This is a genomic window from Butyricicoccus sp. OF10-2 (assembly GCF_003481925.1).
Taxonomy (GTDB): Bacteria; Bacillota; Clostridia; order Oscillospirales; family Butyricicoccaceae; genus Agathobaculum; species Agathobaculum butyriciproducens.
Genome location: NZ_QUMC01000004.1, coordinates 57,789 through 83,024 on the forward strand (window position 1 = coordinate 57,789; position 25,236 = coordinate 83,024).

Sequence of the window (25,236 nt, forward strand, 5' to 3'; positions counted from 1 at the left end):
TTGGAGATGAATGAATTTTTGGAGAGAATTGCAGGATTTGAGAATTAAAATTACTCAGAAACCAGCGGGGTGGACAGGTAACGGTCACCGGTATCAGGCAGCAGAGCTACGATAACCTTGCCGGCGTTCTCCGGACGCTTGGACAGCTCAACAGCAGCCCACAGAGCAGCACCGGAGGAAATACCTACGAACAGACCCTCGCTGTGAGCGAACTGGCGAGAGGTTTCAAATGCATCCTCGTTTGCTACACGAATAACTTCGTCGTAAACCTTGGTATCGAGTACATCCGGAACGAAGCCGGCGCCGATACCCTGAATCTTATGCGGGCCGCCCTTGCCGGTGGACAGTACCGGGGAGGTATCCGGCTCAACAGCTACTACCTTGACATTCGGGTCCTGATCCTTCAGGTACTTGCCGGTGCCGGTTACGGTGCCGCCGGTGCCTACGCCTGCAACGAAGATGTCAACCTTGTGACCGGACTGCTCCCAGATCTCGGGGCCGGTGGTTGCGTAGTGTGCAGCCGGGTTTGCCGGGTTTACGAACTGACCGGGGATGAAGCTGTTCGGGGTCTCCTTAGCCAGCTCGTTTGCCTTTGCAATCGCACCGGACATGCCCTTCGTGCCTTCGGTCAGAACCAGCTCAGCGCCGTATGCCTTCAGCATGTTGCGGCGTTCAACGCTCATGGTTTCCGGCATGGTGAGGATGATGCGGTAGCCGCGGGAAGCTGCAACTGCTGCCAGACCGATACCGGTGTTGCCGGAGGTCGGCTCGATAATGGTTGCGCCCGGCTTGAGTGCGCCGGACTTCTCAGCCTCGTTGATCATAGCGTTTGCGATACGATCCTTAACGGAACCGGCCGGATTAAAGTACTCCAGCTTTGCGAGAACCTGTGCGTTAGCGCCAGCCTTAGCTGCAAACTTTTCAGCCGCGTACAGCGGGGTGTTGCCGATCAGGTCGGAGAAGCTCTTTTTAATATCAGACATGGGATAAACCGCCTTTCAAAATTAAGAAAAATTAGAATGTGATGTTAATAAGGAATGATGGGAAAACTCAGTCGATGCAACATCGACACATTCGCCGGATCATCATTGAGATCACTCTCCTTAATTCACTTTAATCATATGTGTTTTGTATGAATTAAATATACAACCGAAACTCCTGTTTGTCAATAGGGATTTTGAAAAAAGTCAAAAAAACTTCCGCACCCGGAAAATGGTGCGGAAGCTCACGATTTAATGATTGAGATCCCAGTCGATGGGGTCGATGCCGTGCGCTTCGAGAAACGCATTGCATTTGGAGAAGTGCTTGCAGCCGAAAAAGCCATTGTACGCCGACAGAGGAGAGGGATGCACGCTTTCGAGCACAAGGTGCTGCGGTGCGGTGATGAGCTTCTTTTTGCTGCGGGCATTGCCGCCCCAGAGCAGAAAGACGATCGGCTGCTCATGTTCGTTCAGCTTTTCGATTATATGGTCGGTGAAGGTCGTCCAGCCGAGGTTTTTATGGCTGTTCGCCTGCCCGCGGCGTACGGTCAGAGTCGTGTTCAGCATGAGCACACCGCGCTCCGCCCACTTGGTGAGCGTGCCGTCCTTGGGAGGTACAATGCCGAGATCACTCTGCAGCTCCTTGAAGATGTTCTGCAGGCTCGGAGGCGGCTGAACACCCGGCTGAACCGAGAAGCAAAGTCCGTGCGCCTGTCCGGGACCGTGATATGGGTCCTGCCCGAGGATGACGGCCTTGACCTTGGAATACGGCGTGTACCGCAGAGCGTTAAAGATGTTCTCTGCCGCCGGATAGATGGTCTGCTCGGCGTATTCCTTTTTCAGCCAGTAGCGAATGCGCTTGTAATAATCCTGCTCAAACTCACCGGCAAGGATCTCGTCCCAATCGTTGCCAAGATGTACCATGCTATCACTCCAAAATTGTTTTCTTACCTTTAGTATAGCATAGGAAAGGGGGTGTGTCAAAATTGAGAATGGATAGGGAGCGTCCTATCGCGCAGACAGTTCGTCCTATTCGGGCTGCACCGGTCGCAGACACAGGTTTTCCGGTGTGCCCGAACTGCGAAGGTGGTTCGCCATTTCCGGGCGAGGATTCCGCCGCTGCGGCGGTGAGGACGTGCGGCGTCCGCCGCGGGGACAAAAAGGAAGGGACACCCATGGTTTCCCTTCCTCTTTGAACTCCTACCTTTCCTTTGTTTGATAGTACGGCGGTAATGGTAGAGAGGAGACCGCTCCGAAAAGGAGTACGGCAGTCGGGTTACCGTTCCGTAGGGGCGCGCATTGCGCGTCCATTCCTCTACCTATTCGCAGTGCCAGATACCGTACTGCTACACAGGCGGCTTACTCCACGCAGGCGCGGCATACCCGTGCCGCGCAAATTTTTTGCTTGTGCAGATTATCCAAATCCTACGGATATAGGCGATATGCACCCGTAATCGTGTTGCGCGGCACTGTTGTGCCGCGCCTGCGTAGACCCAAATTGGATGTAGCAGTACGGTATCCGACACTACGAATAGGCGGATACAACGCGGAACGAAAAATCCTCTGCCGCACTCTTTTTTTCGCAGCGGTCTCCTTCTACCGTTACCGCCGTGCCCTCTAAGGGAAAAGGGGAGATTCACAAGAGGGTGGAAACCGCAGGTTGTCTACCCTCTTGTGCGCCTGCCGCGCGCAGCGGCACTCCCCGCCGTGGTTCACGGAAAAATTCTCCGCCCGAATAGGGTGAACCGCCTGCACGGTTCGGGCATATCCAATTCTCAATTTCGATTTTGAACAAACCATGAATTTTACAAACCCTACTTGATTTTTTTGCGCAATAGGCTTATTATATCAATGTTGGCACTCGGCGATTGAGAGTGCTAACACCGAACAACAAACACAGAGGTGTATGTAATCATGGCAACCAAGCAGTTTAAGGCAGAATCCAAGCGCCTGCTCGATTTGATGATCAACTCTATTTATACGCACAAGGAGATTTTCCTGCGTGAGCTGATCTCCAACGCATCCGACGCAACGGATAAGCTCTACTATAATGCAATGAAGGAAGGCAAGACCGGTATCACCCGCGACAGTCTGCCGATTGAGCTGACGCTCGACAAGGCAAACCGCCGCTTTATCATCGAGGACCACGGCTGCGGCATGACTGCCGAGGAAATGGAGAACAACCTCGGTACGATCGCGCATTCCGGTTCGCTGGCGTTCAAGAACGAAAACGAAAAGCAGGACGACATCGACATCATCGGTCAGTTCGGCGTTGGCTTCTATGCGGCATTTATGGTCGCAAAGCATGTTGAGGTCGTATCCCGTGCGGCAGGCAGCAACGAGGCCAACCGCTGGGAATCCGACGGTGCGGACGGCTACACGGTTGCACCGTGCGAAAAGGCAGAAAACGGCACGAAGATCGTGCTGACCATCAAGGATAATACGGAGAACGAGAATTACGATGAATTCCTCGAGCCGTACCGCATTCAGGGTTTGGTAAAGAAGTATTCCGATTATATTCGCTACCCGATCAAGATGGATATGACGCGCTCCCGCATGAAGGAGAAGCCGGCGGACGCAGGTGACGACTACAAGCCGGAGTGGGAGGAGTACACCGAGAATGAGACCCTCAATTCCATGGTCCCGATCTGGAAGAAGTCCAAGAAGGAACTGAAGGACGAGGATTACAACAGCTTCTATACGCAGAAGTTCTACGATTATCAGCCGCCGCTGTGCCACATCCATTCCAGTGTGGAAGGTGCGGTAACGTACACGGCAATGCTGTTCATCCCGTCTCACGCGCCGATGGACTACTACACTAAGGATTATGAGAAGGGTCTGCAGCTGTATTCCAACGGCGTACTCATCATGGACAAATGCGCGGATCTGCTGCCCGATCATTTCAGCTTTGTACACGGCATGGTCGATACGGCAGATCTGTCGCTCAACATCTCCCGTGAGATGCTGCAGCACGACCGTCATTTGAAGGCCATTGCGCAGAGCCTTGAGAAGAAGATCAAGAGCGAGCTGCTCAAAATGCAGAAGGATAAGCGCGAGGATTATGAGAAGTTCTGGGCAGCGTTCGGCCGTCAGATCAAGTACGGCGCTTATGTTGAGTACGGCGCGCACAAGGAGCTGCTGCAGGATCTGTTGATGTACCATTCCTCCACGGAGGACAAGCTGGTATCGCTCGCGGAGTACGCTTCCCGCATGAAGGAAGACCAGAAGTATATCTACTATGCTTGCGGCGAGACCATCGACAAGATCAAGCTGCTGCCGGTTATGGAAACGCTGTCCGACAAGGGCTACGAGGTGCTGTGTATGGATGACAGCATTGATGAGTTCTGCGTCAAGATGCTCGCTAAGTACAACGATAAGGAATTCAAGTCCATCGCGGATGCAGACCTCGGTCTGGACAGCGAGGACGAGAAGGAGGAGATCAAAAAGCTGAGTGAGGACAATAAGGATGTCCTCGAAGCGCTCGGCAAGGCGCTCGAGGGCAAGGTTAAGAAGGTCGAGCTGACCAGCCGTCTCAAGAGCCATCCGTGCTGCCTGCGTGCCGAAGGCCCGGTAACGCTCGAGATGGAGAAGGTGCTCAACCAGCAGGCTGCTGTCAACGGCGGTCAGAGCGTACACGCAGAGCGTGTTCTGGAGCTGAATGCCGAGCACCCGATCTTTAAGAAGCTGTGTGCGCTGCAGGCAGAAGGCTCGGATAAGGTAAGCACCTATGCGGATATCCTGTACACGCAGGCGCTGCTCATCGAGGGTATGCCGGTGGATGATCCGGTGGCTTACGCAAATGCTGTTTGCAATTTGCTCTCCTGAGATATATAATAATATAGTTAGTATATAATAGACCGTATACGCGGGGATAAAAGAGTGAATGATTGATGGATTGAGAATAGCGATGCGGCTCGGCTGTGTCGATACTACATTTTATTTATGAACAAAACCGGAAGGTGATGAAACATGAAGAGAATGCTGTGGATACTCAATCCGCATGCGGGACGCGGTGCAATGAGCGGAAAGATCATCGGCTGCGTAACCGCATTTCAGCAGGCAGGATATGATGTGACGATTTATATCACGCAGGGTGCGCAGGATGCAACGCGTGTTGCGCGGGAGCGTGCGGGCGAGTTCGATCGCATTGTGTGTGCAGGCGGTGACGGTACGCTGAATGAGGTGATTACCGGTCTTATGCAGGCGGAGACCCGTCCGGTTCTCGGTTATGTGCCTGCCGGTACGACAAACGACTTCGCGTTCAGTCTGGGCATTTCCAAGGTGCCCGCTGAGGCGGCGGTTATTGCGGCAGGCGATACGCTGCAGGCGCTGGACATCGGCCGCTTCAACGATCGCTATTTTAACTATGTTGCGGCGTTCGGCGCGTTTACCGAGGTCTCTTACGAGACACCGCAGCAGACCAAGAACATTTTCGGGCGTGCTGCGTATATCATCGAGGGCATTAAGGCGCTGACCAACATCAAAACCTACCACATCCGCGTGAACAGCGCGGAAACGCAGATGGAGGATGATTTCATCTACGGTATGGTGACAAACACGGTGTCGGTCGGCGGCTTTAAGACCATCCGCCGGATGGCGTGGCGCTGGATGACGGACTGTACGAGGTGCTGCTCATTTACCCGGTCGAAAATCCGATGGAGCTGCAGTGGCTGGCGAATGACCTGCTGACGCATAATGTCGAATCTAACCGCTTCGCGTACTTCCGCACGTCAAAAATCAGTTTTTCGTCCGATGACGAGGTAACGTGGACGCTGGACGGCGAGTTCGGCGGTGCATTGCACAATGTGCAGATTACCAACTGCAGCCGTGCGATCACATTTGCCACCGGCAAGGAGCCGGAAGGCAAAGAATCATAAGAAAAGTCCTGCAGAATGCTGGCTTAACCGTGATAAGGAACGAATGCAGTCGTATTGCGGATAGCCGGCGGATTCAGGTGTGCAAGGATCACAAACGCAAAGACAACCGCCCATTTCCGAAAGGAAGGGGCGGTTGTCTTTTGCTGTTTATCAAAAGCAAACTTATTCAATTTCATGGACGAGGTGGCAATCTCCGTATCGGCAGAGCCCGGGATCATAGAAAAAACGGCGTGACTTTCACGGTCACACCGTTCTTTGCGGCACAATAATTACTTGTCACGATTCAGTGTCAGCTCTGCGGGATTTTTATACGTTGGGTGCAAGCAGGATGGGCTGAAGCTGTCTGCCGTTCATGGCCGCGTCAATGGCGGCGGGAATCAGCGTCATGTCTGCGACAAGCGAGCGCGGCTTGTTATGCGGTGCATCCTGCCGCAGCGGTACGAAATAGTAATGCCGGCGATTAAGCAGCGTGCCGAGATTTGCGGCGCTGCCGGACAGACCGTCATTGGTGGAGACCGCCAGCACGACTGGACGTTCTCCGCGCAGATGGCTTTTGACCGCCATGGTTGCAGGCGTGTCCGTCAGACCGTGCGCCAGTCTGGCGAGCGTATTGCCCGTGCATGGAGCAACGATTAGTATATCAAACAGCGCCTTCGGTCCAATCGGCTCGGCGGAAACAATGCTGTCGATAGGGGAGATGCCGGCGAGTGTGGTCAGCTCCTCGCGCCAGTGCGCGGCTGTGCCAAAGCGGGTGTCGAGTGTACCGGCGCTGTCGGACAGAATCGGCGTGACCGTGTCGCCGCGCTCGATGAGTGCTTGTATAACCGGCATGACCTTGGAAAAGGTACAGAACGAACCGGTCAGTACAAAGCCAATGCGGAGTTTGCTCATAAGATGCCCTCCTCGTGCAGAATGGTGTCCACGGTATCGAATATCGCGCGTGCAGCGCTGAGCGGTGCTACCTTGCCCGGAAGAGACAGCGCGTGCAGCACGCGGCAGCCATCCGGAAGCAGGGTATCGGCGGCAACACCGCCCGGCAGAGATGCAAGATCAATGATGAAGCAGGGCGGTTTCATGTCGGATAGTACCTCGGTTGTCAGGATCGGAGCGGGTACGGTGTTGAAAATCAGGTCAAAACCGGCAAGGTGACCGGCGAGCCTGCGTGTATCCAGTGCGTGCAGTCCTGCGGCGGCGATGCGTGCAAAATCACGCGTACAGCGTGCGGAGACTGTGACCTGTGCATCGAGAGCGTACAATTTGCGTGCAAGAAGCATGCCGATCCGTCCAGCACCAATCACCAGACAGCGTGCATTTTGCAGCGTGAACGCAGTTTGCTCCATCGCGAGCTGAAGTGCTCCCTCGCAGGTAGGGAAGGCGTTAGCGGTTTGGCGCATAAACGGGTTTGCCTTCGCATAGACTGCAAGCGAAGGAGGGATAGCCATGAAATTGACCGAACAGGAGCAGGCTGCTGTTTCGCGCGGCATGATCGAGGGTCTGCTCCGCGCTTTGCACGCGGAAGGCGTGCTGCCGCCCGAGCGTCTGGAGCTGGTGCTCGAGCTGCTGTGCGCAGGCCGCTGACATGCTGCGCGTGGCCGCCTATTGCCGCGTTTCCACCTCGCAGGAGGACCAGAGAAACTCGCTGGAGAATCAGCGGCGGTATTTTTCGGAGTACATCAGCCGCCAGCCGGACTGGGAGCTTGTGGAGGTTTATGCGGACGAGGGTCTGTCCGGCACCTCGTCCGACCGGCCTGCCTTTCGGCGCATGCTGGCAGCGGCAGCAGAAGGGGAAATTGACCTGATTTTAACTAAAGAGGTCTCACGCTTTGCCCGAAATACGGTTGACACGCTCGCGTACACGCGGCTGCTGCGCCGTCAGGGAGTCGGTATTGTATTCATTGGAGATCATATCGACACCCGCCAGAATGACGGTGAATTCCGGCTTACCATAATGGCAAGCGTAGCGCAGGAGGAGAGCCGCAAAATCTCTGAGCGCGTCAAGTGGGGGCAGCAGCGCTCGATGGAGCGTGGTGTGGTGTTCGGATGCGATAATATCTACGGGTTTTCCCTGCGGGGTGGGGAATTGACAGTGAATCCCGAGCAGGCGGCAGTCGTCCGCGAGGTGTACCGCCGTTTCTTGATGGACGGCAAAGGCACTTACATCATCGCACGGGAGCTGACCGCCGGGGGCATTCCGCCGCCAAGCGGAAAAGGAAAATCGTGGTCGTCTACGATGGTGCTGCGGCTGCTCCGCAACGAGAAATACTGCGGCGATCTTCTGCAGCGCAAAAGCTGCACGCCGGATTTCCTTGATCACCGCAAGGTGAAAAATGAAGGGCAGTCGCCGCAGGTCTACCTGCGGGATCATCACGAGGCGATTGTGCCGCGCTCGATGTTCGAAGCTGTGCGGCGGGAACTCGACCGCCGGCAGGCAACCCGCAAAGCCGGCAGCCGACCCTCCGCGCGGTACTGGTGCTCCGGAAAAGTGGTCTGCGGACGGTGCGGCAGTCGGTTTGTGCCGCGCAGGGGCGCACAGGCGGACGGTGGTCTGCGATGGGTGTGCGGGAAACGGGTGCAGCACGGCGTGGCAGCGTGTGCGGCTCCGGCAGTTGGGAATCGAATTTTGCTGGACTGCATGAAGCAAATCACGCAGGATTTGCCAATCGATATAGAGGTGGTATTGCGGCAGACCTTACGCGCGATACCTGATATCACACGCGCTGAAAGGCAGCGATTCTGTACGATTTTACGGAAAAAGCTGTACAGTAACACGGTTTACAGTGCGCTGCTCGATCATATCACTGTAACGGGGGAGGGCTTGACTGTACATCTGCACGGCGTGTCCGAACCGCTGTATTTCGACCTTTCGGGCAGAGAAAAGCCGTCCGTGCAACGCACGGACGGCTGAACACTATTCGCTTTTCTTTCCGCGTTCGTCGTAATCATCGAGGAACGAGTGAAGCACGCCGCCGGTCTTGTAACCGGGCATCATATCCAGATTTACCGAGTGGATACTGTTGAAAATGCTGCGCTCAATATTCGGGTTGTCGCGGCGCAGATGGCGCAGCAGAATCTTGACCTCCTGTCGCTTGGAACCGCCTCCGCCGTTGTCGCACATCGTACAGTTTTCGGTGAAGCGGCACGCGCACTGGATAAATTCGAGGTCGTTATACTGCTTCCACGCGAGGATATCCTCCTCGTGAATGCAGTACAGCGGACGAATCAGCTCCATGCCTGCAAAGTTGGTGCTGTGCAGCTTGGGCAGCATGGCCTGCATCTGCGAGCCATAGAACATACTCATCACGGTCGTTTCAATGACATCGTTGAAGTGGTGGCCGAGCGCGATCTTGTTGCAGCCAAGCTCCTGCGCCTTGCTGTACAGATAGCCGCGGCGCATCCGCGCACACAGGTAGCACGGGTTCTTCTCACTGTTGTTGGCAACCGCGAAAACATCGGTCTCGAACACGGTGATCGGGATATGCAGCAGTGCGGCGTTGCTCTCAATTTTATTGCGGTTGATCTCGTTGTAGCCGGGGTCCATAACGAGGAAAACCACCTCGAACGGCACCTCGCTGTACCGCTGGAGCAGCTGCATCAGCTTGGCCATCAGCATGGAATCCTTGCCGCCCGAAATGCACACGGCAATTTTGTCGCCCGGCTGAATCAGCTGATACTGACGGATCGCCAGTGTAAACGGGTTCCAGATGGTCTTGCGAAATTTTTTGATGATACTACGCTCGATCAGCTCGTGCGGCTGTAAATCTCGTTTCATAATGATGCTCCCTGTATTACTTGACTAACTCGTGATAGCACGCGTCGAAAACGGCCAGAAATTCGTGGATTTCCGCATCTGTGGTGAGGTGGCTCAGGCTGATGCGCCACGAGGACAGCGCATTGCGCCGGTCGCGGCTGACAGCGAACACCGCCCGGGAGGGAAGTCCGTCCGCCGAGCAGGCGGATTTGACCGATACGCACACGCCTTTTTCGGACAGCGCGCGCTGAAATACGGTGCCTTTCACATTCTTGACGCTCAGATTGAGGATATGCGGCACGGCGTGCTCCGGGCTGTTGATATGCACCGCGGGATACGCCGCAAGTGCCTTCCGAAGCCGTTCGCTGTGGCGCTGAACGACCGCACAGCGGCTCTCACGCTCATCGCATGCCAGCTGCAGTGCCAGTGCGGACGAAGCCGCCAGACCGAGTGCGGGCGTGCCGCTGCGGTACAGCGTCGTGCTGGCACCGCCGTTCATTTGCGGTTCGAGCGGCATACGGCTGCGCTTGAGCAGCACGCCGCTGCCGCAGATGCCGCCAAACTTGTGCGGCGCAAAGCTCAGCGTGTCGATGCCGGAAAAGTCCACCGGAATACGGCCGATGGCCTGCGTTGCGTCAACGTGCAGACGGCAGTTCGGATGGTCAGCCAGCAGCGCTGCGATTTCGTTTACCGGCTGAATGGTGCCAAGCTCGCTGTCCACCGCGCAGATGGCAACGAGAACGGTATCCGGACGCAGAAGCTCGCGCACTTCCTCCGGGTCAACCGTGCCGTCCCGTCCGATGGAGAGCAGGTCGATCTCCCAGCCGCGCTCCTGCAGAGCGGTCAGGCTACCGCTGACCGAGGAATGCTCGAGCGGTGTGGAGATGATATGCTTGCCGATATGCCGTGACGCCTGTGCGATGCCCTTGATGGCGAGGTTGTTCGCCTCGGTCGCACCCGAGGTAAAGATGACCTCGGCAGGGGACGCGCCGGTCAGCGCCGCAATCTGCTCGGTGACGCGCGCCATTTCCTCGCGGGCGGCTTTGCCCGCCGCGTGTACCGAGTTCGGGTTGGCCGGAAACCGGCGTTCTATATCGCAGAATCGCTCCAGCACCGCAGGGTCCGCGGGTGCATGGGCGGCATAATCGAGATAAATCATAGCATGGACTCCTCAAAATAAGGTTAACGGCTATAATCATAGCATTCTTATAGGAAAAAGTCAAGATGGATAGAAAAAGACTGCTGTCTCCGATGAAACAGCAGTCTTTTGTTTTACCTCATTGCGGGGTCGGTCACGCCGTTGGCCTCGAACGCGCGGATGCGGTCCAGACAGGTGCCGCACTTGCCGCACGGCTTGTCACCGCCCTCGTAGCAGCTCCACGTCAGCTGATAGGGAACCTGCAGCCGCAGACCTTCGGCAACGATCTGCGCCTTGTTCCAACGCACGAACGGAGCCTCGATGCGGACATCACCGCCCGAGCCGAGTACGATGGAGTGGTTCATCGCATTTACGAATTCCTCGCTGCAGTCGGGATAGGCATTGCCGGCGGCATCGTCGTGATGTGCACCGTAGTAAATCACGCTGCAGTTCTTGGACAGCGCAACGCTTGCCGCTGCCGACAGGAACAGACCGTTGCGGAACGGCACATAGGTCGTAACCGGCTTGCCGCCGCGCTGCGCGAGCTGCTCGGCGTAGGATTCCTCGGGGATGTCCTCAGTCGAGTGGGAAAGCAGCGAGCAGTCGCTGTACGCGAACACCGGCGTCAGGTCGAGAGACGTGCCCTCGATGCCGTAGTATTCGAGAACCGCCTTTGCAGCCTGGATCTCCTTAACGTGCTTCTGACCGTAGTAAATGGACAGCGCACACACATTCTCCTTGCCGTGCTTCTCGATGGCAAGCGCAAGACAGGTCGTGCTGTCCACGCCGCCGCTGCACAGGACCATTGCCTTTTCGCTCATCGGTTGTCCACCTTCTCCGGGTACAGATCGTGGTGGGTGAGACGCTCGAATGCAACCTCCTCCCAGCGGGTGCCGGGCTTGCCGTAGTTGCAGTACGGGTCGATCGAGATGCCGCCGCGCGGCGTAAATTTGCCCCAGACCTCAATGTACTTCGGGTCCATCAGACGGATGAGATCCTTCATAATGATGTTTACGCAGTCCTCGTGAAAATCGCCGTGGTTGCGGAAGCTGAACAGATACAGCTTGAGCGACTTGCTCTCTACCATGCGCTCGCCGGGCACATAGGAGATATAAATGGTAGCAAAGTCCGGCTGGCCGGTCATCGGGCACAGGCTGGTGAACTCCGGGCAGTTGAATTTGACAAAATAGTCGTTGTCCGGATGCTTGTTCGGGAAAGTCTCCAGCATTTCGGGCGCGTAGTCCGAGGGATACTTGTTCTTCTGGCTGCCGAGCAGCGTGACGCCGTTCAGTTCTTCTTTATTTCTTCCGGTCATGGTTGCATTCTCCTTACATTAACTAGCCTTAGTTGCCTTGGGATACAGTGCGCGCTGCAGTACGTTCACCAGAACGACACCGCAGACCGCAGGTACGGACTGACCGATGCACAGGCTGGTGGCAAGTACAGAATACGGAACGTGCAGCAGATAGCTCAGATAGCTCGATACGCCGAGACCGGGCACAAGGATGATCGGGAGGATCATCAGCCAGCGGCTCCAGCCCTTGCGGCGGATGAGCACGATGATCGCGGTAACGATGATACCGACGAAGCAGCCTCCGAACCAGTCCAGCAGACCGAGTCCGCCAAACAGAAAGTTGGCAATGAAATTAGCGAAACCAAGCGGCAAAACCAGGAACGGAAACAGGTAAGCGAGCGCATACAGAGCCGTCGCAATGCGGATCTGGTACGCACCGAAAGAGAAGCTCTGCGTAAAGTACAGCACAACAACGTAAAGTGCCATCACCATAGCAGAAACGGTCAGTTTTTGAACCTTGCTCATGTTTTCTTTTACCATATTTCGTTCACCTCCAAATAATGCACACAACAACGTTGATTGGAAACCTAAGGCAACACCGCACAATTAAGACTACGGTGCTTTGCGGAAATTTTGTGACCTGACTTTGGCTTCGGTTCCTTGCGCGAGTTCCGTCCGCGCTGCCGAAGTTTCACGGTAATACATCAAGTATTACCGCAAAACTGTGCCTCGTCAGTACGCAAAATTTACTCGCAAATCACTCTTGTTCAATTATGCGGTATTGCCTTAAAATTTTTCTGTTTCGTTGTCCCTAGTTTTGTTTTACGACAGGATGGTTTCGAACTGTCATTCCATATCCGGAAGCAAAGTGCCGAACGGCACAAACGATAGTATAGCGTATTTTTGCCGTTTATGCAAGTGTAAAAGCAGCAAAACATGGTTTTGATAGAGAGATTATGCGGTTTCACCAAGAAGCGCGGAATCCCTGCCCGACAGAGAGAAAACCGGACATTCGACAGAAAAAACGCGGTCTTGTCGAAAATTGTCGATAAATATGCGGGAAAAAGCAGGGATATCCGCTTGCGCGGACGCGCTGAATATGTAAAAATAAGATGTAATCCGTAAATCGGCATAAGATAGAGAAAGCCGGGGAAAGCAGTAAATGAAGATCAAACAAGGCAAAATGCGTATTTTACTGGCGTGTGCGGACGAGTCTCTGCTGAAACAGACAAAACAGCTTATGCAGGCGAGCAATGAGCTGGAGCTTGTCGGCAGTACGTCGAACGGCACGAAGGCGTGGGAAATGATTCGACAAAAAACGCCGGATATGGTCGTGCTGGATACCGACCTGCCGTATGCAGACGGCTTTGCCGTTGCGTCATGGATGAGACAGAATAAGATGTGGGATACGAGCATTATCCTGCTCAGCTCGTTCATCGGCGGTCAGACCTATGTGGAGTGCAGCCTGCTGCACATTAACGTGCTGCTGCGTAAGCCAATCTGCGCGGATGCACTGTATGAGCGCATCAAGCTGGCGGTCACCTGTACCAGTCGGGGAGACACGGTGGAGCAGCGGCTGGCCCAGATCCTGCGTGAGCTGGGTATGCGCGAGCAGACGATCGGCTATCAGTGTGCATTGCTGACCGTGTGCCTGTATCGGGAGACCAACGGTGCCAGCATTACCAAGATCATTTATCACAGTGTCGCGCAGCAGCTGAACAGCGAAGGCAGTAATGTGGAGCGCAATATGCGCTACGCCGTTCACCGCGCATGGGATAAGTGTGATAAAGCCGTGCTTGCCAGGTATTTCGGTGAAGCGCGTGCACAGGATAAGGAGCCGCCGAGCAACCGCGAATTCTGTGCGGCTCTCGTGGAGTATCTCCGGCAGGAAGCCTGCCGCCTGTAACCGGACAGCCTGTGCTTTTTGCAAATGCGGCAGGTACCGCGTTGCGGATCGCCAGCTCCTCGCGGGATAAGTAGTCGATGAGTGTCAGTCCGTTCTGCACCGCGCGGGCGTGTACGGAAAAAGGCACGGCACCGGCCAGCGTCAGTGTTCCGGCGGGAATGGTATCGAGTACATCGCCGATCGTGTGCTGTGCATTGGCAAGCGGCGCGTTCAGGCTGCCGTCTCCCATCTGCACCGGCATAGGCAGAATGACCGCGCGTGCATCGTCAAGGCACGCCTGCAGGTCGCTTACAGCCGTGCAGCCTGCGGCGGGACGGCGCTCGAGTGCAAATGTGCGCACGGTGTGGCCTGCTTCGTGCAGCAGCTCGGCTAAATACGCCTGACGCACATCACCGCCGACGACGGCGAGAGTCGTCGATTGATTCATAAGCAAAAACCTCCTTTGCGCCATTCTATGCCGGATGCAAAAGAGGAGTGAAAAGAGAACATCCGCTCTTTGTACAAACAGAGAGCGGATATTTTTGTATAGATTACTGATTGAGTACCTCGAACAGCGTGTCGCATGCGCCGGTGAGCGACTGCGCAGGACCGTCTGCGGTGATCTCATAGGTGTTTTCGCAGCCGATGAGGCCGACACCCGGAATCGCGATCTTCGGCTCAACGGCAAGCGTCATGCCGGACTCGAGCGGAGCCGAGAAGCCTTTGGCGAGAACCGGTGTTTCGTCCATTGTCAGACCGATGGAGTGGCCGAGGAACTTGCAGCCGTTCATAAAGCCTTCGCGGAACGCAGGATCGACGAGAGAGAGGATCTTCTCGTAAATCTCAGCCGGAACGGCACCGGCGCGAAGGAGAGATGCAGTTTCGTTCTCCAGCGCAATGCACTGCTCGTGCGCCGCACGGATCACGCCGCTCTGCGGATGCTTGTCCAGCTCGCCGTAGTAGAACGTAATACTCTTATCGGTATGGTAGCCGCGCCAGCCGCACGGAATGTCCAGCAGGACGGTGTCGCCTTCGTGCAGCTTGCGCTCAGACGAGCCGATGGACTTCATTGCGGTCGAGGTGCCGATACAGCCGGAGGGACTGTCCAGCGCGGTGGGACACAGGCTGTTTTCGCTGAAGCTGGCAATGCCGAGCACGTCCTCGGCTGCCGGCTGATTGTAGCGCGAGATACCCATGCCGCCGCGGTCCACGATGGCGGTGCAGATCTCGCTGCACAGGCGTGCTTCGCTGACGCCTTCGCGCAGGAACGCCGGAGCAAGTTCCTCGATGACATAGCGGTGCAGTCTGCCGGATTCGCGCATACAGTCGAGTTCATACGCGCTCTTGACCGAGCGCAGCGCGCTGAGCACACCGTCCATCGGCTTGGGTGCAAACGGCAGATGCTTGTTCAGCATGGAAAGCTTTTGCAGCGTCATGGTCTTTGCGGCAACGTAGACGGTCTCCGGAATATCCGGATAGACCTCCTTGATGCCGCGGAAGCTGCCCATCGGACGGATGTCTGCAAAGGCGGATTCGTCCTTTGCAACATCAAACGAGCGGCGGACGAACAGCGTAGCCTGATCGGGTGTCACGACAAGTGCGCCATCCTGCATGGTGCCGGTGAAGTAGTACATGTCGAGCGTGTTGTCAAGCAGAAGCATGGACCACGCAGGGTCCTTCTCGGTCATGGCACAGCGCAGACGGTCGAGCCGCGTGTTCAGTTCGGCGGCGGGCACGGAAATATGGGGCATGGATGATCCTCCTGTATGATTAACGGTGGTTTACAAAAATGTTACTTTTAGTGTAGCACATATTTAATCGGAGAGCAACGCAGACGCGTTGACTTTTTATACCTTGTGCGATATGATTATAGTCTATGGAAGGACTGCGCTATGCAGGGAAGGGAGAGATTATGATGCGCAGAAAAGTAGGCAAGCTGCTTGGCGACCGACGCGTTGTCGGCGGATTCCTGCTGCTGATTCAGCTTGCAATCGTTATGTTCGGCGTAAGCTGGGCAAGTACGGAATATCACTGGCTGACACCGGCACTGACCGTGCTGAGCGTTATCATTGTCATCTGGCTGGTGCGTAAGTACGACAACCCGATGTACAAGATCACATGGATGTTGGTTATTGTGCTGCTGCCACTGTTCGGCGGCTTGTTTTATCTGTTCTGGGGCAATACGCCGCTCAATCGGGCGCGTACCCAGCATCAGTACGAGCCGAAACCGCCGGATTTCACTGATTATATGCGCACGCCTGCTACAAAGGAGCTGATCGAGCAGCATCCGCGTCATGCAGCACGCGCCCGCTATATCGAGACGCTGGACGGCATGCCGGTGTGGACCAACACGGAGACGAAATATTTCCGTGTCGGCGAGGAAATGTTCGACTCCATGTGCGAGGAGCTGCGTCACGCACAGAAGTTCATCTTTCTGGAGTATTTCATCATCGAAGAAGGCATAATGTGGGATACTATCCTTGACATCCTGCGGGAGAAGGCGGCCGCCGGACTGGATGTGCGCGTGCTGTACGACGACGTTGGTTCGATCTGCACGCTGCCGAAAAACTACGACCGCTATCTGATGAGCCTCGGCATTCACGCGGTGCGCTTTAACCGCTTTATCCCGACGCTGAACACCTATCTCAACTACCGCAACCATCGCAAGATGACGATTATTGACGGCAATGTCGGTTATATGGGCGGTATCAATCTGGCAGATGAGTATATCAACAAAAAGGTGCGCTTCGGCTACTGGAAGGACACCGGCATCATGCTGCGGGGTGAGGGAACAGCCAATATGACCGCCCTGTTCCTGCAGATGTGGGAGTATGTCACCGGCGAGGACATGCCGCCGCTCGAAAACTATCTGCCGACCGCCAAGCTGCCGGCAGACGGCTATGTGCAGCCGTTTGCGGATTCACCGCTCGACGACATCAATATCGGTGAATCCACCTACCTGCAGATCATCCATAACGCGCGAAAGTACGTCTATATCACCACGCCGTATCTTGTACTGGACAACGAGATGATTACGGCGCTGACCATTGCGGCGCAGTCCGGCGTGGACGTGCGTATCCTGACGCCGGGCATCCCGGATAAAAAGCTGGTGTACATGATCACACGTTCGTACTATCAGCAGCTGCACCGAGCGGGCGTCAAGATTTATGAGTACCGACCGGGCTTTCTGCACGCGAAAACCATCGTGTCCGATGATGATACGGCGGTGGTCGGTACAATCAACATGGATTTCCGCTCATTCTTCCTGCACTTCGAGTGCGCGACCTGCTTCTACAACAGCTCGGTCGTTGCCGCCGTTAAGCAGGACATTATGGAGACCATCAATGTCAGCCGCCGGATTGATGACGAATGGCTGCGCCGTGTGCCGTGGATTCGGTCGATCATGGCAAGCGTGCTGCGTCTGTTCGCGCCGCTGCTGTAATGAGAGGAGCGTGGTTTGATGGATCGACCGGAGCAGACACTTTCCGCTGTGCTGGATGCGGGAGAGCTGCTGCTGACCTCGGGTGCTGAGGCAGCTCGCGTAGAGGACACCATGCGCCGTCTGGCACGCGCCTACGGTTTTGTACGAGCGGATGTGCTGACCATCACGGCCAGCATGGCAGTAACGGTACGGACGGCAGACGATCAGGTGATCACGCAGACGCGCCGCATCCTGCGGCGCGGAACCGATATGCGCTGTATTGAGGCGGTCAACGAGCTGTCGCGCGAGGTATGTGTGAATCCTGTTCCGCCGGAGGAATTGCACGCACGTCTGGAGGCGATACGCACCGCACCGGATAAGCTGCGCTGCCGGCTGCCGCTGGCGTATCTGATCACGTCAGGCTCGTTCGCTGTGTTCTTCGGCGGCACCTGGAGAGACGGCGTTGCCGCCATGCTGTGCAGCATGCTGTTGTATGTCATCGGCGTGCTCGGTGATCGGATTTCGCTGCAGCCGCTCGTGCTGACCATGGTCAGCTCGGCGGCGATGTGCGCGGCAGCGACTCTCACGGTAAAAACCGGCATGGGACAGAATCTGGACTATATCATTATCGGCAACATCATGCTGCTGATTCCGGGCATTCCGTTCGTCAACTCCATGCGCGATATTTTCGTGGGCGACACCATCACCGGACTGCTCAGCGCATTTGAAGCGGTTTTGCGAGCGCTTGCCATCGCGGCAGGCTGCGCACTCGTGCTCATGCAGACTGGGGGCGGTGCCGTATGACGGGTGAAATCCTTCTGCAGATTGTCATGGCGATGATCGGTGCGCTCGGCTTCGGACTGCTGTTTCATATTTACGGCAGCCGCCTGATCACGATCATGCTTGGTGCTGCGGTAAACTGGGGTGTATATCTGTTGGCGATGCAGTGGTATGATAACCGCGTGACCGCGTTTTTTGTCTCTACGCTGGCAACGGCCACACTGGCCGAGGTGCTCGCGCGGTTGCTCAAAGCGCCTGTCATCACGTTGCTCGTGCCTATGCTGGTGCCGCTGATTCCGGGCGGCGACCTGTATTACACGACGCTTGCGCTCGTGCAGGGCGACACGGCAGGCTTTGCTCGATACGGTACGCTGTTCATCGAGGAGGCGGGCGCGATGGCGTTTGGCGTCATCCTTGTGGCGTGCCTGGTGCAGACTCTCGGCAAGCTGTGGCTGCTGTACAGCGCAAGAAAATAAAGAAAGCGTTCTGTAAGAGGCTGTCGCGAAACTACAGTTTCGCCGACAAGCAGGAACGGACCGTGGGCCATTCCAAAGTCGTCTGAAAGTTCCTATAAAGAAACTTTCTCCCTCCAGAAGTCAAAAATCCGAGGCACATGTCCCCGGATTTTTGGAATTTGCATGGCAAATTCTATTGAAACACGCGCTACCGCGCGATAGGATAAAATTGGTTTACTACAAACTGAGCGTTCTGTAAATCTCATACAGAACGCTTTTGTGCTGTTTACAGCAGGTAAATTGTCAGATATAACGCACAGAGCAGAATGGCAATCCATACAGTGGCGGAAATCACGTTGTACACTACCCGTGCAAGCGGCAGACGCGCCTGCCGCAGAGCCTTTCCCAGCACATCCGGATCACCGAGTGCGCGCAGCACCTGACGCACAGCCTGCTCCTGTGTGAGACTGCCGCGGCAGCGCAGCTCCTCCGCGCGGCTGAGAATATGGTCGGTCAGCTCCCGCCGAACGCGGGCACGGTAAGGCGGCCACAGGAGATGCCGGCACACGCGGTGCAGGTACGGCACAATCAGCTTATTTGGTGACACAGGCGCCACCTCCGATTGGCTTGCGGCAGGTTTCCCACTGTTCCCGGCAGCAGGTGAGCGTTTTCACGCCCTGACGGGTCAGCCGGTAAAAACGGTGCGTGCCGTCCTCGGTCTGCCGTTCACAGGAGCGGACATCGCCGCGTGCCTCAAGTCCGTGCAGCAGGGGATACAGGCGGCTTTCGCGGATGGCAAACGCGCAGTCTGAGCGGCATTCCACCTCATGCAGCAGTTGAAAACCGGTCTTGTCCGCCTCCTCAAGCAGAGAAAGCACAAGCAGAGCCGCGCTGTCGTAAAAGGCAGCGTCTTTTTGTCCTCGCGGCATGGAGATCCCCTCCTTTATATATTCAGTATAACCGCTCGCGAGGGGTGCGTCAAATTATTTTACACAGATTTTACGATTGCAGCGCTTGCGTTTGTATGCGGAATAGGGTATCATTAACAAGTATATCTGTGTGAATATTCGCTGTTTACCATAGAACACTTGTCAGGAGGAAAAAATCGTGTTTTCATCGTTATTCAACTGGCTGATGGGCGCAGGCCGTGAACTGGCGGTTGTGCTCATCTCCATGGTTCCGCTGGTAGAATTGCGCGGTGCGGTCCCGCTGGGCGCGGTCGCAGGCGTGCCGGCGATCGAGCTGATCCCGCTGGCTGTGATCGGCAATATGATCCCGATCCCGTTTTTGCTGTTCTTCGGCGAAAAGCTGCTGGACTGGGTGTGCTCGCTCGGCCCGCTTTCCGGCTTTGCCACCAAGTACCGAGAAAAGCTGCTCGGAAAGACCGGTCAGGTCACCCGGTATGAACGGCTGGGTCTGTTCCTTTTTGTGGCGATCCCGCTGCCGGGCACCGGAGCATGGTCGGGTGCATTGATTGCAACGCTGCTCAAAATGCCGAAAACCAAGGCGCTGACTTCGATTCTGTGCGGCGTAATTGTTGCAGGCTTTATTATGCTGCTCGGTTCTCAGGGTGTAATTGGCGTTGCACATTTGTTTTAAAAGATAACAGCCATTCCCACGGGAATGGCTGTTATCTTTTGCAGCAGTGAAAGAAAAATACCCTTTTCGAAAAATTCCTCTTGCCAACCGGTGCGATTTACGATATAATAACTATGTTATGCCGGTGTGATGGAATTGGTAGACGTAGTGGACTCAAAATCCACCGCTGGCGACAGCGTACCGGTTCGAGTCCGGTCACCGGCACCATCAAGCGCCTCGGTTCCTCGGAATACGGGGCGCTCACAATACTATCCGGGTGTAGCGCAGTTGGTAGCGCGCCTGCTTTGGGAGCAGGATGCCGCAGGTTCGAATCCTGTCACTCGGACCAGATGAAACACCGCTTAAACGTCGTTTTGAGCGGTGTTTTTTGTGTTTGCGGAACAAAATAAATTTTCGGGAGGAACAACATGAAACTGACCCATTTGGATGAAAACGGTGCAGCGCACATGGTCAACATCGGCGCGAAGCCGGTCACGCAGCGCGAAGCGGTGGCGCAGTCCGTGCTGACCATGCAGCCGGAGACGCTGCGCATGATCCTTGACGGAACAGTGCCCAAGGGCGATGTGTTCGCGTGCGCGCGTATCGCGGGCATTATGGCGGCCAAGCGGACGGCAGAGCTGATCCCGATGTGCCATCCGATCCCGATCGAGAGCGTGGACATCGCCATTGAGGCTGTCTCGGAGACGCAGGTGCGCGTTGTCAGCACGCTGCGTTGTTCGCACAAGACCGGCATTGAGATGGAAGCACTTACGGCAGCCACTGTTGCTGCGCTGACCGTCTACGACATGTGCAAGGCGGTGGACCGCGGTATGCGTATTGATGAGACGCTGCTGCTGCACAAGACCGGCGGCAAAAGCGGCGATTATCACGCGGAAGGAGCGACGGCACGATGACTTTGCTGGAACAGCTGCAGGCTGCCGCGGAAAATGCTCGCAAGGGACTTCCGGCGGCGCTGACCATCGACGCGGATGGCGTACAGTACACGCGCAATTTCATGCCGCAGGAACGCCTGATTCTGCTCGGCGGCGGCACGATCGCGCAGCCGCTTTGCCGCTATGCGGCCGATCTCGGTTTTGAGCTGGTTGTGGCGGACGACCGGCCGTCTTTTGCCAATCATCCGCGCTTTCCGGAAGCAAAGCAGATCGTATGTGATCTGTTTCCGGCGGCAATCGAGAAAATCGGCATCCGAGAGAGCGATTACGTTGCCGTTATCACGCGCGGGCATCGTTATGACGCGGACTGCCTGCGGGAGCTTCTGCGCGGCACCATGCCGCGCTATCTCGGCATGATCGGGTCGAAGCGGCGCACGGTCGGTCTGCTGAACATGCTTGAGGAAGAAGGCTTCTCTCGGGCAGATCTCGACCGCATTCATACGCCCATCGGTCTGGACATTGGTGCGCTGACCGTCAAGGAGATTGCGATTTCTATCGTGGCAGAGCTGATCGCGGAACGCCGCCGCACGACCGATCGCCGTTCCAAGAGTAGCATTCTCACCGCAGAGGACATCGACCTGCCGCTGCTGGAAACCGCTGCACGCGGTGATATTCCCAAAACGCTCATGCTCGTGTACGAGACCAGCGGTTCCACGCCGGTAAAATCCGGCTCGTACATGGTGGTCGATGCCAATACGGCTACCGCAGGCACCATCGGCGGCGGCTGCAGTGAGAGCGCCGTTATGCGGCAGGCGTACTACTTGATTGGGACCGGCGAGCACAAGTGCGTCACCATCGACATGAGCAACGACATTGCTGCACAGGAAGGTATGGTTTGCGGCGGGCAGATGAAGGTGTTGCTGGCGGATTTGGGTACGAAAAAATCGACATAAAGTGAAAAAATTGTCGAAAAATACTGGAATAAAATGTTATACTCTCTCTGGCATTCATAGATTTAAAATGGTATAATAAGGATAAAAAGCAAAGCAGGGGAAGCCATGAGACTCAAAAGACGGATTTTCGGTGTATTTGCGGCAGCGCTGGCAGGTGTGCTGTTGTGCGGATGTACGGCTGCCGAGGATATGCAGGAGCACCAGACGGAAACACCGATAACGATCAAGGTGGGCAGTGACAACTATCCGCCGTTTAATTATACCGATGAAAATGGCAATCCGGCGGGCATAGATGTGGATCTGGCTAAGGAATCCTTCGGACGGCTGGGGTATGCGGTATCCTTCGTCGGTATTGACTGGGAAGAAAAGAAGAAACTGGTTGAACATGGTGATATTGACTGTATCTGGGGATGCTTTTCCATTGATGGACGCGAGGATGAATACAACTGGACCGAACCGTATATGATCAGCCGCCAGGTGGTTGCGGTCAACCGCAGCAGCGATATTTACCGGCTGAGCGATCTGGAGGGCAGGACCATTGCCGTGCAGTCCACTACCAAGCCGGAAAGTATTTTCCTCGAGCGAACGGACAGCCGCATTCCGCTTGTGCGTGAAGTATACAGTCTGGAAGATCGCGAACTGCTCTACACCTCTCTCGGCAAGGGCTATGTGGATGCAATCGCGGCGCACGAAACCGCTATTCGGCAGTATATGAAGGATTATGATGTGGATTACCGTATTCTGGACGAAAGTATTCTCACGACAGGAATTGGTGTGGCGTTTGCAAAAAACGATGCGCGTGGACTGAACGAACAGCTTTCCCGGGTTTTCGAGGAAATGCGTGCAGACGGTACGACTCGAACGATCATAGGCAGGTATCTGTCCGATCCGGATAAATATTTGGAGGTGGACTGTGCTGCAGGTTAAAAAGGGCAAAGCCACGCGCCGGTACGAACGGATTGCGGCTGCAATCGGCGCCGTGCTGGTCATATTGGTCGGCTTTCGCACGGTGCGTGCGGAGAGCGCGCAGACACGGGAACAGCTCGGCAATACGATAGATTATGTGAAGGAGCAGTGCACGACCTATACACGCTACAATGCTGCGGCTGTTACCAAAAGTCTGATGCGTATCATGGACAACGCACAGCAGGTAAACCGCAATATCGGCTATGAGGGCTCGGCTGTAGATGAAGACCGGCTTCGGTTCTATGCGCAGGAACAGCGGCTGACCGGCATTATTCTGCTGGACACAGATGGAAGAGTGCAGTGCGAGTATAACGGTGATCTGCTGAATTTTCTAACACTGCAGGAGTATATAGAGCGGAATACAGTGCTCGATGTGGTCAGGTATCCGCAGAAGACCTATGCTTCTCGGATTGACCTGCCGGACGGCTCCTATGTGGATATTTCGGCGTACGGCCGTACAGATGTGCCCGGTGTGATCGTTGTATACTATCACACCACTGCGGAGTATGCACGCAATTATACGCTGACCATACAGGGCTTGCTTGCGGGCTATAATACCAAGGACGACGGTGTGATTGTGGTGACAAACGGCGACCGCATTATCGCGTCCAACGACGAAGAACTGGCTGATACCAAGGTGGAGGACAGCCGGATTCTGCAGCAGATCAAGTCAAAACTGTCGTCCGCCGCGGTCGGACATTTCAAGTGCGATGGCAATGCCTATTTCGGTGGTCTGGACCGCAGCCGCGACTACTATATCTACGCCTATGTATCCGACCGTATGGTAGCGACTGATATGGTCAAAAATATGATGGCGGCGCTGATCATCTATCTGGTCATGCTGACCGTGATTCAAATGTTCCGCAGGCGTTCCGCGCGGGAATATCTGGCCGAGCAGGACCGGCGCGAGCGGGAATTCCGCGGGCAACTGATGGAATCCGCCAAAAAGGCCGAGCAGGCCAACCGCGCTAAGACCGAGTTCCTGCAGCGCATGAGCCACGATATCCGCACGCCGATCAACGGCATTCGCGGTATGATTGAGATTGCGAATTACTACAAGGACGATCCGGACAAGCAAACCGAGTGCCGGAAGAAAATATGGGATGCCTCCGGTCTGCTGCTCGAGCTGGTAAATGAGGTGCTGGACATGGGCAAGCTGGAATCCGGCGAGATCATGCTGGAGGAACGCGAGTTTGACCTCAAGGAACTGCTGGACAGTGTTGGCGTGGTGGTGGATAAGCAGGCGCGGGAGCGGGGCATTACGATAATAACGGATGGCTATCCGGTTGAGCACCGCTGCCTGCTCGGCAGTCCGCTGCACCTGCGTCGGCTGCTGATGAATATCATCAGCAATGCGGTCAAGTACAACCACGCAGGGGGCGAAGTCAGGCTGGGATGCCGCGAAAAGCCGAGTGCGGATCCGGAGACTGCACAGATTGAATTCACCTGTGCGGATACCGGTATCGGCATGAGCGAGGAGTTTCAGAAGCACGTATTTGAGCCATTTGCACAGGAACGGAATTTTGCTCGATCGGAATATGGCGGTACCGGTCTGGGTATGCCGATTGCGAAAAGTCTGGCGGAGAAAATGGGCGGCACGCTGTCCTTTGTCAGCAGACAGGGCGTAGGCACGACGTTTACGCTGTCGCTGTCATTCCGCATCTGCCATGCACCGGAGAAGCAAAACAAGCCGAAACGTCTGCTGCAGACCAGTTCTATTGCCGGACTGCATGTGCTGGTTGCGGAAGATAACAGGATGAATATGGAGATTGCTGAGTTTGTACTCAATGTGGAAGAAGCCTCCATCATCAAGGCAGTGAATGGTGAGGAGGCGGTACGCATTTTTGCCGATTCCAGGCCCGGAGAAATTGATGCGATTTTAATGGATGTGATGATGCCGGTGATGGACGGTCTGGAAGCGACGCGGCGTATTCGCGCGATGAAGCGTCCGGATGCGAGAACCATTCCAATCATCGCCATGACAGCAAACGCTTTCGCAGAGGACCGTCAGCTTGCCTTTGCTGCGGGCATGGATATGCATATTGCAAAGCCGCTGGAAGGCTCGGAGATGGTGGAAACGCTAGAGCGGCTTGTCAAATCCTCGCGGAAATAGGAGCAGAAGCGCAAGAAGGATGATATATAAAGGGAAAGTCAGCCGAAAATGGCTGACTTGAGGCTGTCGAAAAACTCCGTTTTTCGAGCAGCCTCTCGATTGAAACCACGCTTTCAATCGAATCTTGACGAAAAACCGCGCCCTACGGGCACAAT

26 protein-coding genes, 2 tRNA genes and 1 pseudogene are annotated in these 25,236 nt (G+C 55.6%); 16 read left to right on the forward strand and 13 right to left on the reverse strand.

Annotated elements, in window-relative coordinates:
• Positions 1–50 precede the first annotated feature (50 nt).
• Together cysK and ung are read right to left on the reverse strand one after the other, a co-directional pair.
• Positions 51–983: a cysteine synthase A gene (gene cysK, locus DXB00_RS03610; RefSeq protein ID WP_110436951.1), complete on the reverse strand. Its 933-nt coding sequence runs from the start codon at positions 981–983 to the stop codon at positions 51–53.
• Between the two features lie 249 nt (positions 984–1,232).
• The gene (ung, locus tag DXB00_RS03615) at positions 1,233–1,904 is read right to left on the reverse strand and encodes a uracil-DNA glycosylase (RefSeq protein ID WP_110436950.1); all 672 of its coding nucleotides are present in this window, start codon (positions 1,902–1,904) and stop codon (positions 1,233–1,235) included.
• 990 nt (positions 1,905–2,894) lie between these two features.
• Between ung and htpG the strand changes: the two genes are divergently transcribed.
• The 3 genes from htpG to DXB00_RS16985 all read left to right on the forward strand — a co-directional run bounded on the left by htpG (position 2,895) and on the right by DXB00_RS16985 (position 5,857).
• A complete protein-coding gene (gene htpG, locus DXB00_RS03620) occupies positions 2,895–4,805 on the forward strand; it encodes a molecular chaperone HtpG (RefSeq protein ID WP_118729425.1) in 1,911 nt (636 codons plus the stop codon).
• A 144-nt stretch (positions 4,806–4,949) separates the two neighbouring features.
• A complete protein-coding gene (locus DXB00_RS03625; protein WP_243107149.1) occupies positions 4,950–5,669 on the forward strand; it encodes a diacylglycerol/lipid kinase family protein in 720 nt (239 codons plus the stop codon).
• On the forward strand, positions 5,636–5,857 hold the full coding sequence (locus tag DXB00_RS16985) for a hypothetical protein (protein WP_242989720.1): 222 nt from the start codon (positions 5,636–5,638) through the stop codon (positions 5,855–5,857). The genes DXB00_RS03625 and DXB00_RS16985 overlap by 34 nt, the downstream gene beginning before the upstream one ends.
• Before the next feature lie 306 nt (positions 5,858–6,163).
• Here the strand turns inward: DXB00_RS16985 and DXB00_RS03635 are convergent, their stop codons facing one another.
• Positions 6,164–6,748, reverse strand: coding sequence for a dipicolinate synthase subunit B (locus DXB00_RS03635; RefSeq protein WP_118729428.1), 585 nt, complete (start codon positions 6,746–6,748; stop codon positions 6,164–6,166).
• On the reverse strand, positions 6,745–7,251 hold the full coding sequence (locus DXB00_RS03640; protein WP_158581251.1) for an NAD(P)-dependent oxidoreductase: 507 nt from the start codon (positions 7,249–7,251) through the stop codon (positions 6,745–6,747). Before DXB00_RS03640 ends, DXB00_RS03635 begins: the two co-directional genes overlap by 4 nt.
• Positions 7,252–7,297: 46 nt before the next feature.
• Here DXB00_RS03640 and DXB00_RS16265 point away from each other — a divergent pair, with 46 nt between their 5' ends.
• Positions 7,298–7,435 (forward strand): hypothetical protein, encoded by a 138-nt coding sequence (locus tag DXB00_RS16265; RefSeq protein ID WP_158574396.1) that lies wholly within the window; start codon positions 7,298–7,300, stop codon positions 7,433–7,435.
• 1 nt (position 7,436) lies between these two features.
• Complete coding sequence (locus DXB00_RS03645) at positions 7,437–8,762, forward strand: recombinase family protein (protein ID WP_118729430.1); 1,326 nt, start codon at positions 7,437–7,439, stop codon at positions 8,760–8,762.
• Positions 8,763–8,765: 3 nt separating this feature from the next.
• Here the strand turns inward: DXB00_RS03645 and DXB00_RS03650 are convergent, their stop codons facing one another.
• The 5 genes from DXB00_RS03650 to DXB00_RS03670 all read right to left on the reverse strand — a co-directional run bounded on the left by DXB00_RS03650 (position 8,766) and on the right by DXB00_RS03670 (position 12,577).
• A complete protein-coding gene (locus tag DXB00_RS03650; protein ID WP_118729431.1) occupies positions 8,766–9,626 on the reverse strand; it encodes a tRNA 2-thiocytidine biosynthesis TtcA family protein in 861 nt (286 codons plus the stop codon).
• Positions 9,627–9,642: 16 nt separating this feature from the next.
• A complete protein-coding gene (locus DXB00_RS03655) occupies positions 9,643–10,764 on the reverse strand; it encodes a cysteine desulfurase family protein (protein ID WP_118729432.1) in 1,122 nt (373 codons plus the stop codon).
• Between the two features lie 113 nt (positions 10,765–10,877).
• The gene (gene queC / locus DXB00_RS03660) at positions 10,878–11,564 is read right to left on the reverse strand and encodes a 7-cyano-7-deazaguanine synthase QueC (RefSeq protein ID WP_118285180.1); all 687 of its coding nucleotides are present in this window, start codon (positions 11,562–11,564) and stop codon (positions 10,878–10,880) included.
• On the reverse strand, positions 11,561–12,058 hold the full coding sequence (gene queF, locus DXB00_RS03665; RefSeq protein ID WP_118285179.1) for a preQ(1) synthase: 498 nt from the start codon (positions 12,056–12,058) through the stop codon (positions 11,561–11,563). The genes queC and queF overlap by 4 nt, the downstream gene beginning before the upstream one ends.
• Before the next feature lie 18 nt (positions 12,059–12,076).
• On the reverse strand, positions 12,077–12,577 hold the full coding sequence (locus tag DXB00_RS03670; RefSeq protein ID WP_199677276.1) for a QueT transporter family protein: 501 nt from the start codon (positions 12,575–12,577) through the stop codon (positions 12,077–12,079).
• Positions 12,578–13,199: 622 nt separating this feature from the next.
• Between DXB00_RS03670 and DXB00_RS03675 the strand changes: the two genes are divergently transcribed.
• On the forward strand, positions 13,200–13,943 hold the full coding sequence (locus DXB00_RS03675) for a sporulation initiation factor Spo0A C-terminal domain-containing protein (RefSeq protein WP_118729433.1): 744 nt from the start codon (positions 13,200–13,202) through the stop codon (positions 13,941–13,943).
• A gap of 127 nt (positions 13,944–14,070) precedes the next feature.
• On the opposite strand, the pseudogene DXB00_RS18110 reads toward DXB00_RS03675, so the two are convergent.
• Together DXB00_RS18110 and DXB00_RS03685 are read right to left on the reverse strand one after the other, a co-directional pair.
• Positions 14,071–14,550: pseudogene (locus DXB00_RS18110) on the reverse strand (dipicolinate synthase subunit A N-terminal domain-containing protein); the annotation flags it as partial.
• Positions 14,474–15,673, reverse strand: a complete 1,200-nt coding sequence (locus DXB00_RS03685) for a M24 family metallopeptidase (protein WP_119214536.1) — start codon at positions 15,671–15,673, stop codon at positions 14,474–14,476. The pseudogene DXB00_RS18110 and the gene DXB00_RS03685, both read right to left, overlap by 77 nt.
• A 161-nt stretch (positions 15,674–15,834) precedes the next feature.
• Here DXB00_RS03685 and cls point away from each other — a divergent pair, with 161 nt between their 5' ends.
• The 3 genes from cls to DXB00_RS03700 are packed head-to-tail and all read left to right on the forward strand — an operon-like array spanning position 15,835 to position 18,599.
• The gene (cls, locus tag DXB00_RS03690; RefSeq protein WP_243107150.1) at positions 15,835–17,364 is read left to right on the forward strand and encodes a cardiolipin synthase; all 1,530 of its coding nucleotides are present in this window, start codon (positions 15,835–15,837) and stop codon (positions 17,362–17,364) included.
• A gap of 18 nt (positions 17,365–17,382) precedes the next feature.
• Complete coding sequence (locus DXB00_RS03695; RefSeq protein WP_117490560.1) at positions 17,383–18,147, forward strand: threonine/serine exporter family protein; 765 nt, start codon at positions 17,383–17,385, stop codon at positions 18,145–18,147.
• Entirely contained in the window at positions 18,144–18,599 is a 456-nt protein-coding gene (locus DXB00_RS03700; protein ID WP_117490558.1) for a threonine/serine exporter family protein, read from the forward strand. The genes DXB00_RS03695 and DXB00_RS03700 overlap by 4 nt, the downstream gene beginning before the upstream one ends.
• A gap of 265 nt (positions 18,600–18,864) precedes the next feature.
• Here DXB00_RS03700 and DXB00_RS03705 read toward each other — a convergent pair whose 3' ends face one another.
• The gene (locus DXB00_RS03705; protein WP_117490556.1) at positions 18,865–19,185 is read right to left on the reverse strand and encodes a permease prefix domain 1-containing protein; all 321 of its coding nucleotides are present in this window, start codon (positions 19,183–19,185) and stop codon (positions 18,865–18,867) included.
• Complete coding sequence (locus DXB00_RS03710) at positions 19,172–19,507, reverse strand: PadR family transcriptional regulator (protein ID WP_119214538.1); 336 nt, start codon at positions 19,505–19,507, stop codon at positions 19,172–19,174. The genes DXB00_RS03705 and DXB00_RS03710 overlap by 14 nt, the downstream gene beginning before the upstream one ends.
• Before the next feature lie 178 nt (positions 19,508–19,685).
• On the opposite strand from DXB00_RS03710, the gene DXB00_RS03715 reads away from it, so the two are divergent.
• The 7 genes from DXB00_RS03715 to DXB00_RS03745 all read left to right on the forward strand — a co-directional run bounded on the left by DXB00_RS03715 (position 19,686) and on the right by DXB00_RS03745 (position 25,081).
• Positions 19,686–20,177 carry a COG2426 family protein gene (locus DXB00_RS03715; protein WP_227109541.1) on the forward strand — a complete coding sequence of 164 codons (492 nt, stop codon included), beginning with the start codon at positions 19,686–19,688 and terminating at the stop codon, positions 20,175–20,177.
• Positions 20,178–20,297: 120 nt separating this feature from the next.
• A tRNA-Leu gene (locus tag DXB00_RS03720) sits at positions 20,298–20,384 on the forward strand.
• Positions 20,385–20,429: 45 nt separating this feature from the next.
• Positions 20,430–20,505, forward strand: a tRNA-Pro gene (locus DXB00_RS03725).
• Between the two features lie 79 nt (positions 20,506–20,584).
• Positions 20,585–21,070, forward strand: coding sequence for a cyclic pyranopterin monophosphate synthase MoaC (gene moaC, locus DXB00_RS03730; protein WP_118479657.1), 486 nt, complete (start codon positions 20,585–20,587; stop codon positions 21,068–21,070).
• Entirely contained in the window at positions 21,067–22,002 is a 936-nt protein-coding gene (locus tag DXB00_RS03735; protein ID WP_118729439.1) for an XdhC family protein, read from the forward strand. Before moaC ends, DXB00_RS03735 begins: the two co-directional genes overlap by 4 nt.
• 105 nt (positions 22,003–22,107) lie before the next feature.
• Positions 22,108–22,929 carry a substrate-binding periplasmic protein gene (locus DXB00_RS03740; RefSeq protein ID WP_118729440.1) on the forward strand — a complete coding sequence of 274 codons (822 nt, stop codon included), beginning with the start codon at positions 22,108–22,110 and terminating at the stop codon, positions 22,927–22,929.
• Positions 22,916–25,081 carry an ATP-binding response regulator gene (locus DXB00_RS03745; RefSeq protein ID WP_118729441.1) on the forward strand — a complete coding sequence of 722 codons (2,166 nt, stop codon included), beginning with the start codon at positions 22,916–22,918 and terminating at the stop codon, positions 25,079–25,081. The genes DXB00_RS03740 and DXB00_RS03745 overlap by 14 nt, the downstream gene beginning before the upstream one ends.
• The last annotated feature ends 155 nt before the right edge of the window (positions 25,082–25,236 follow it).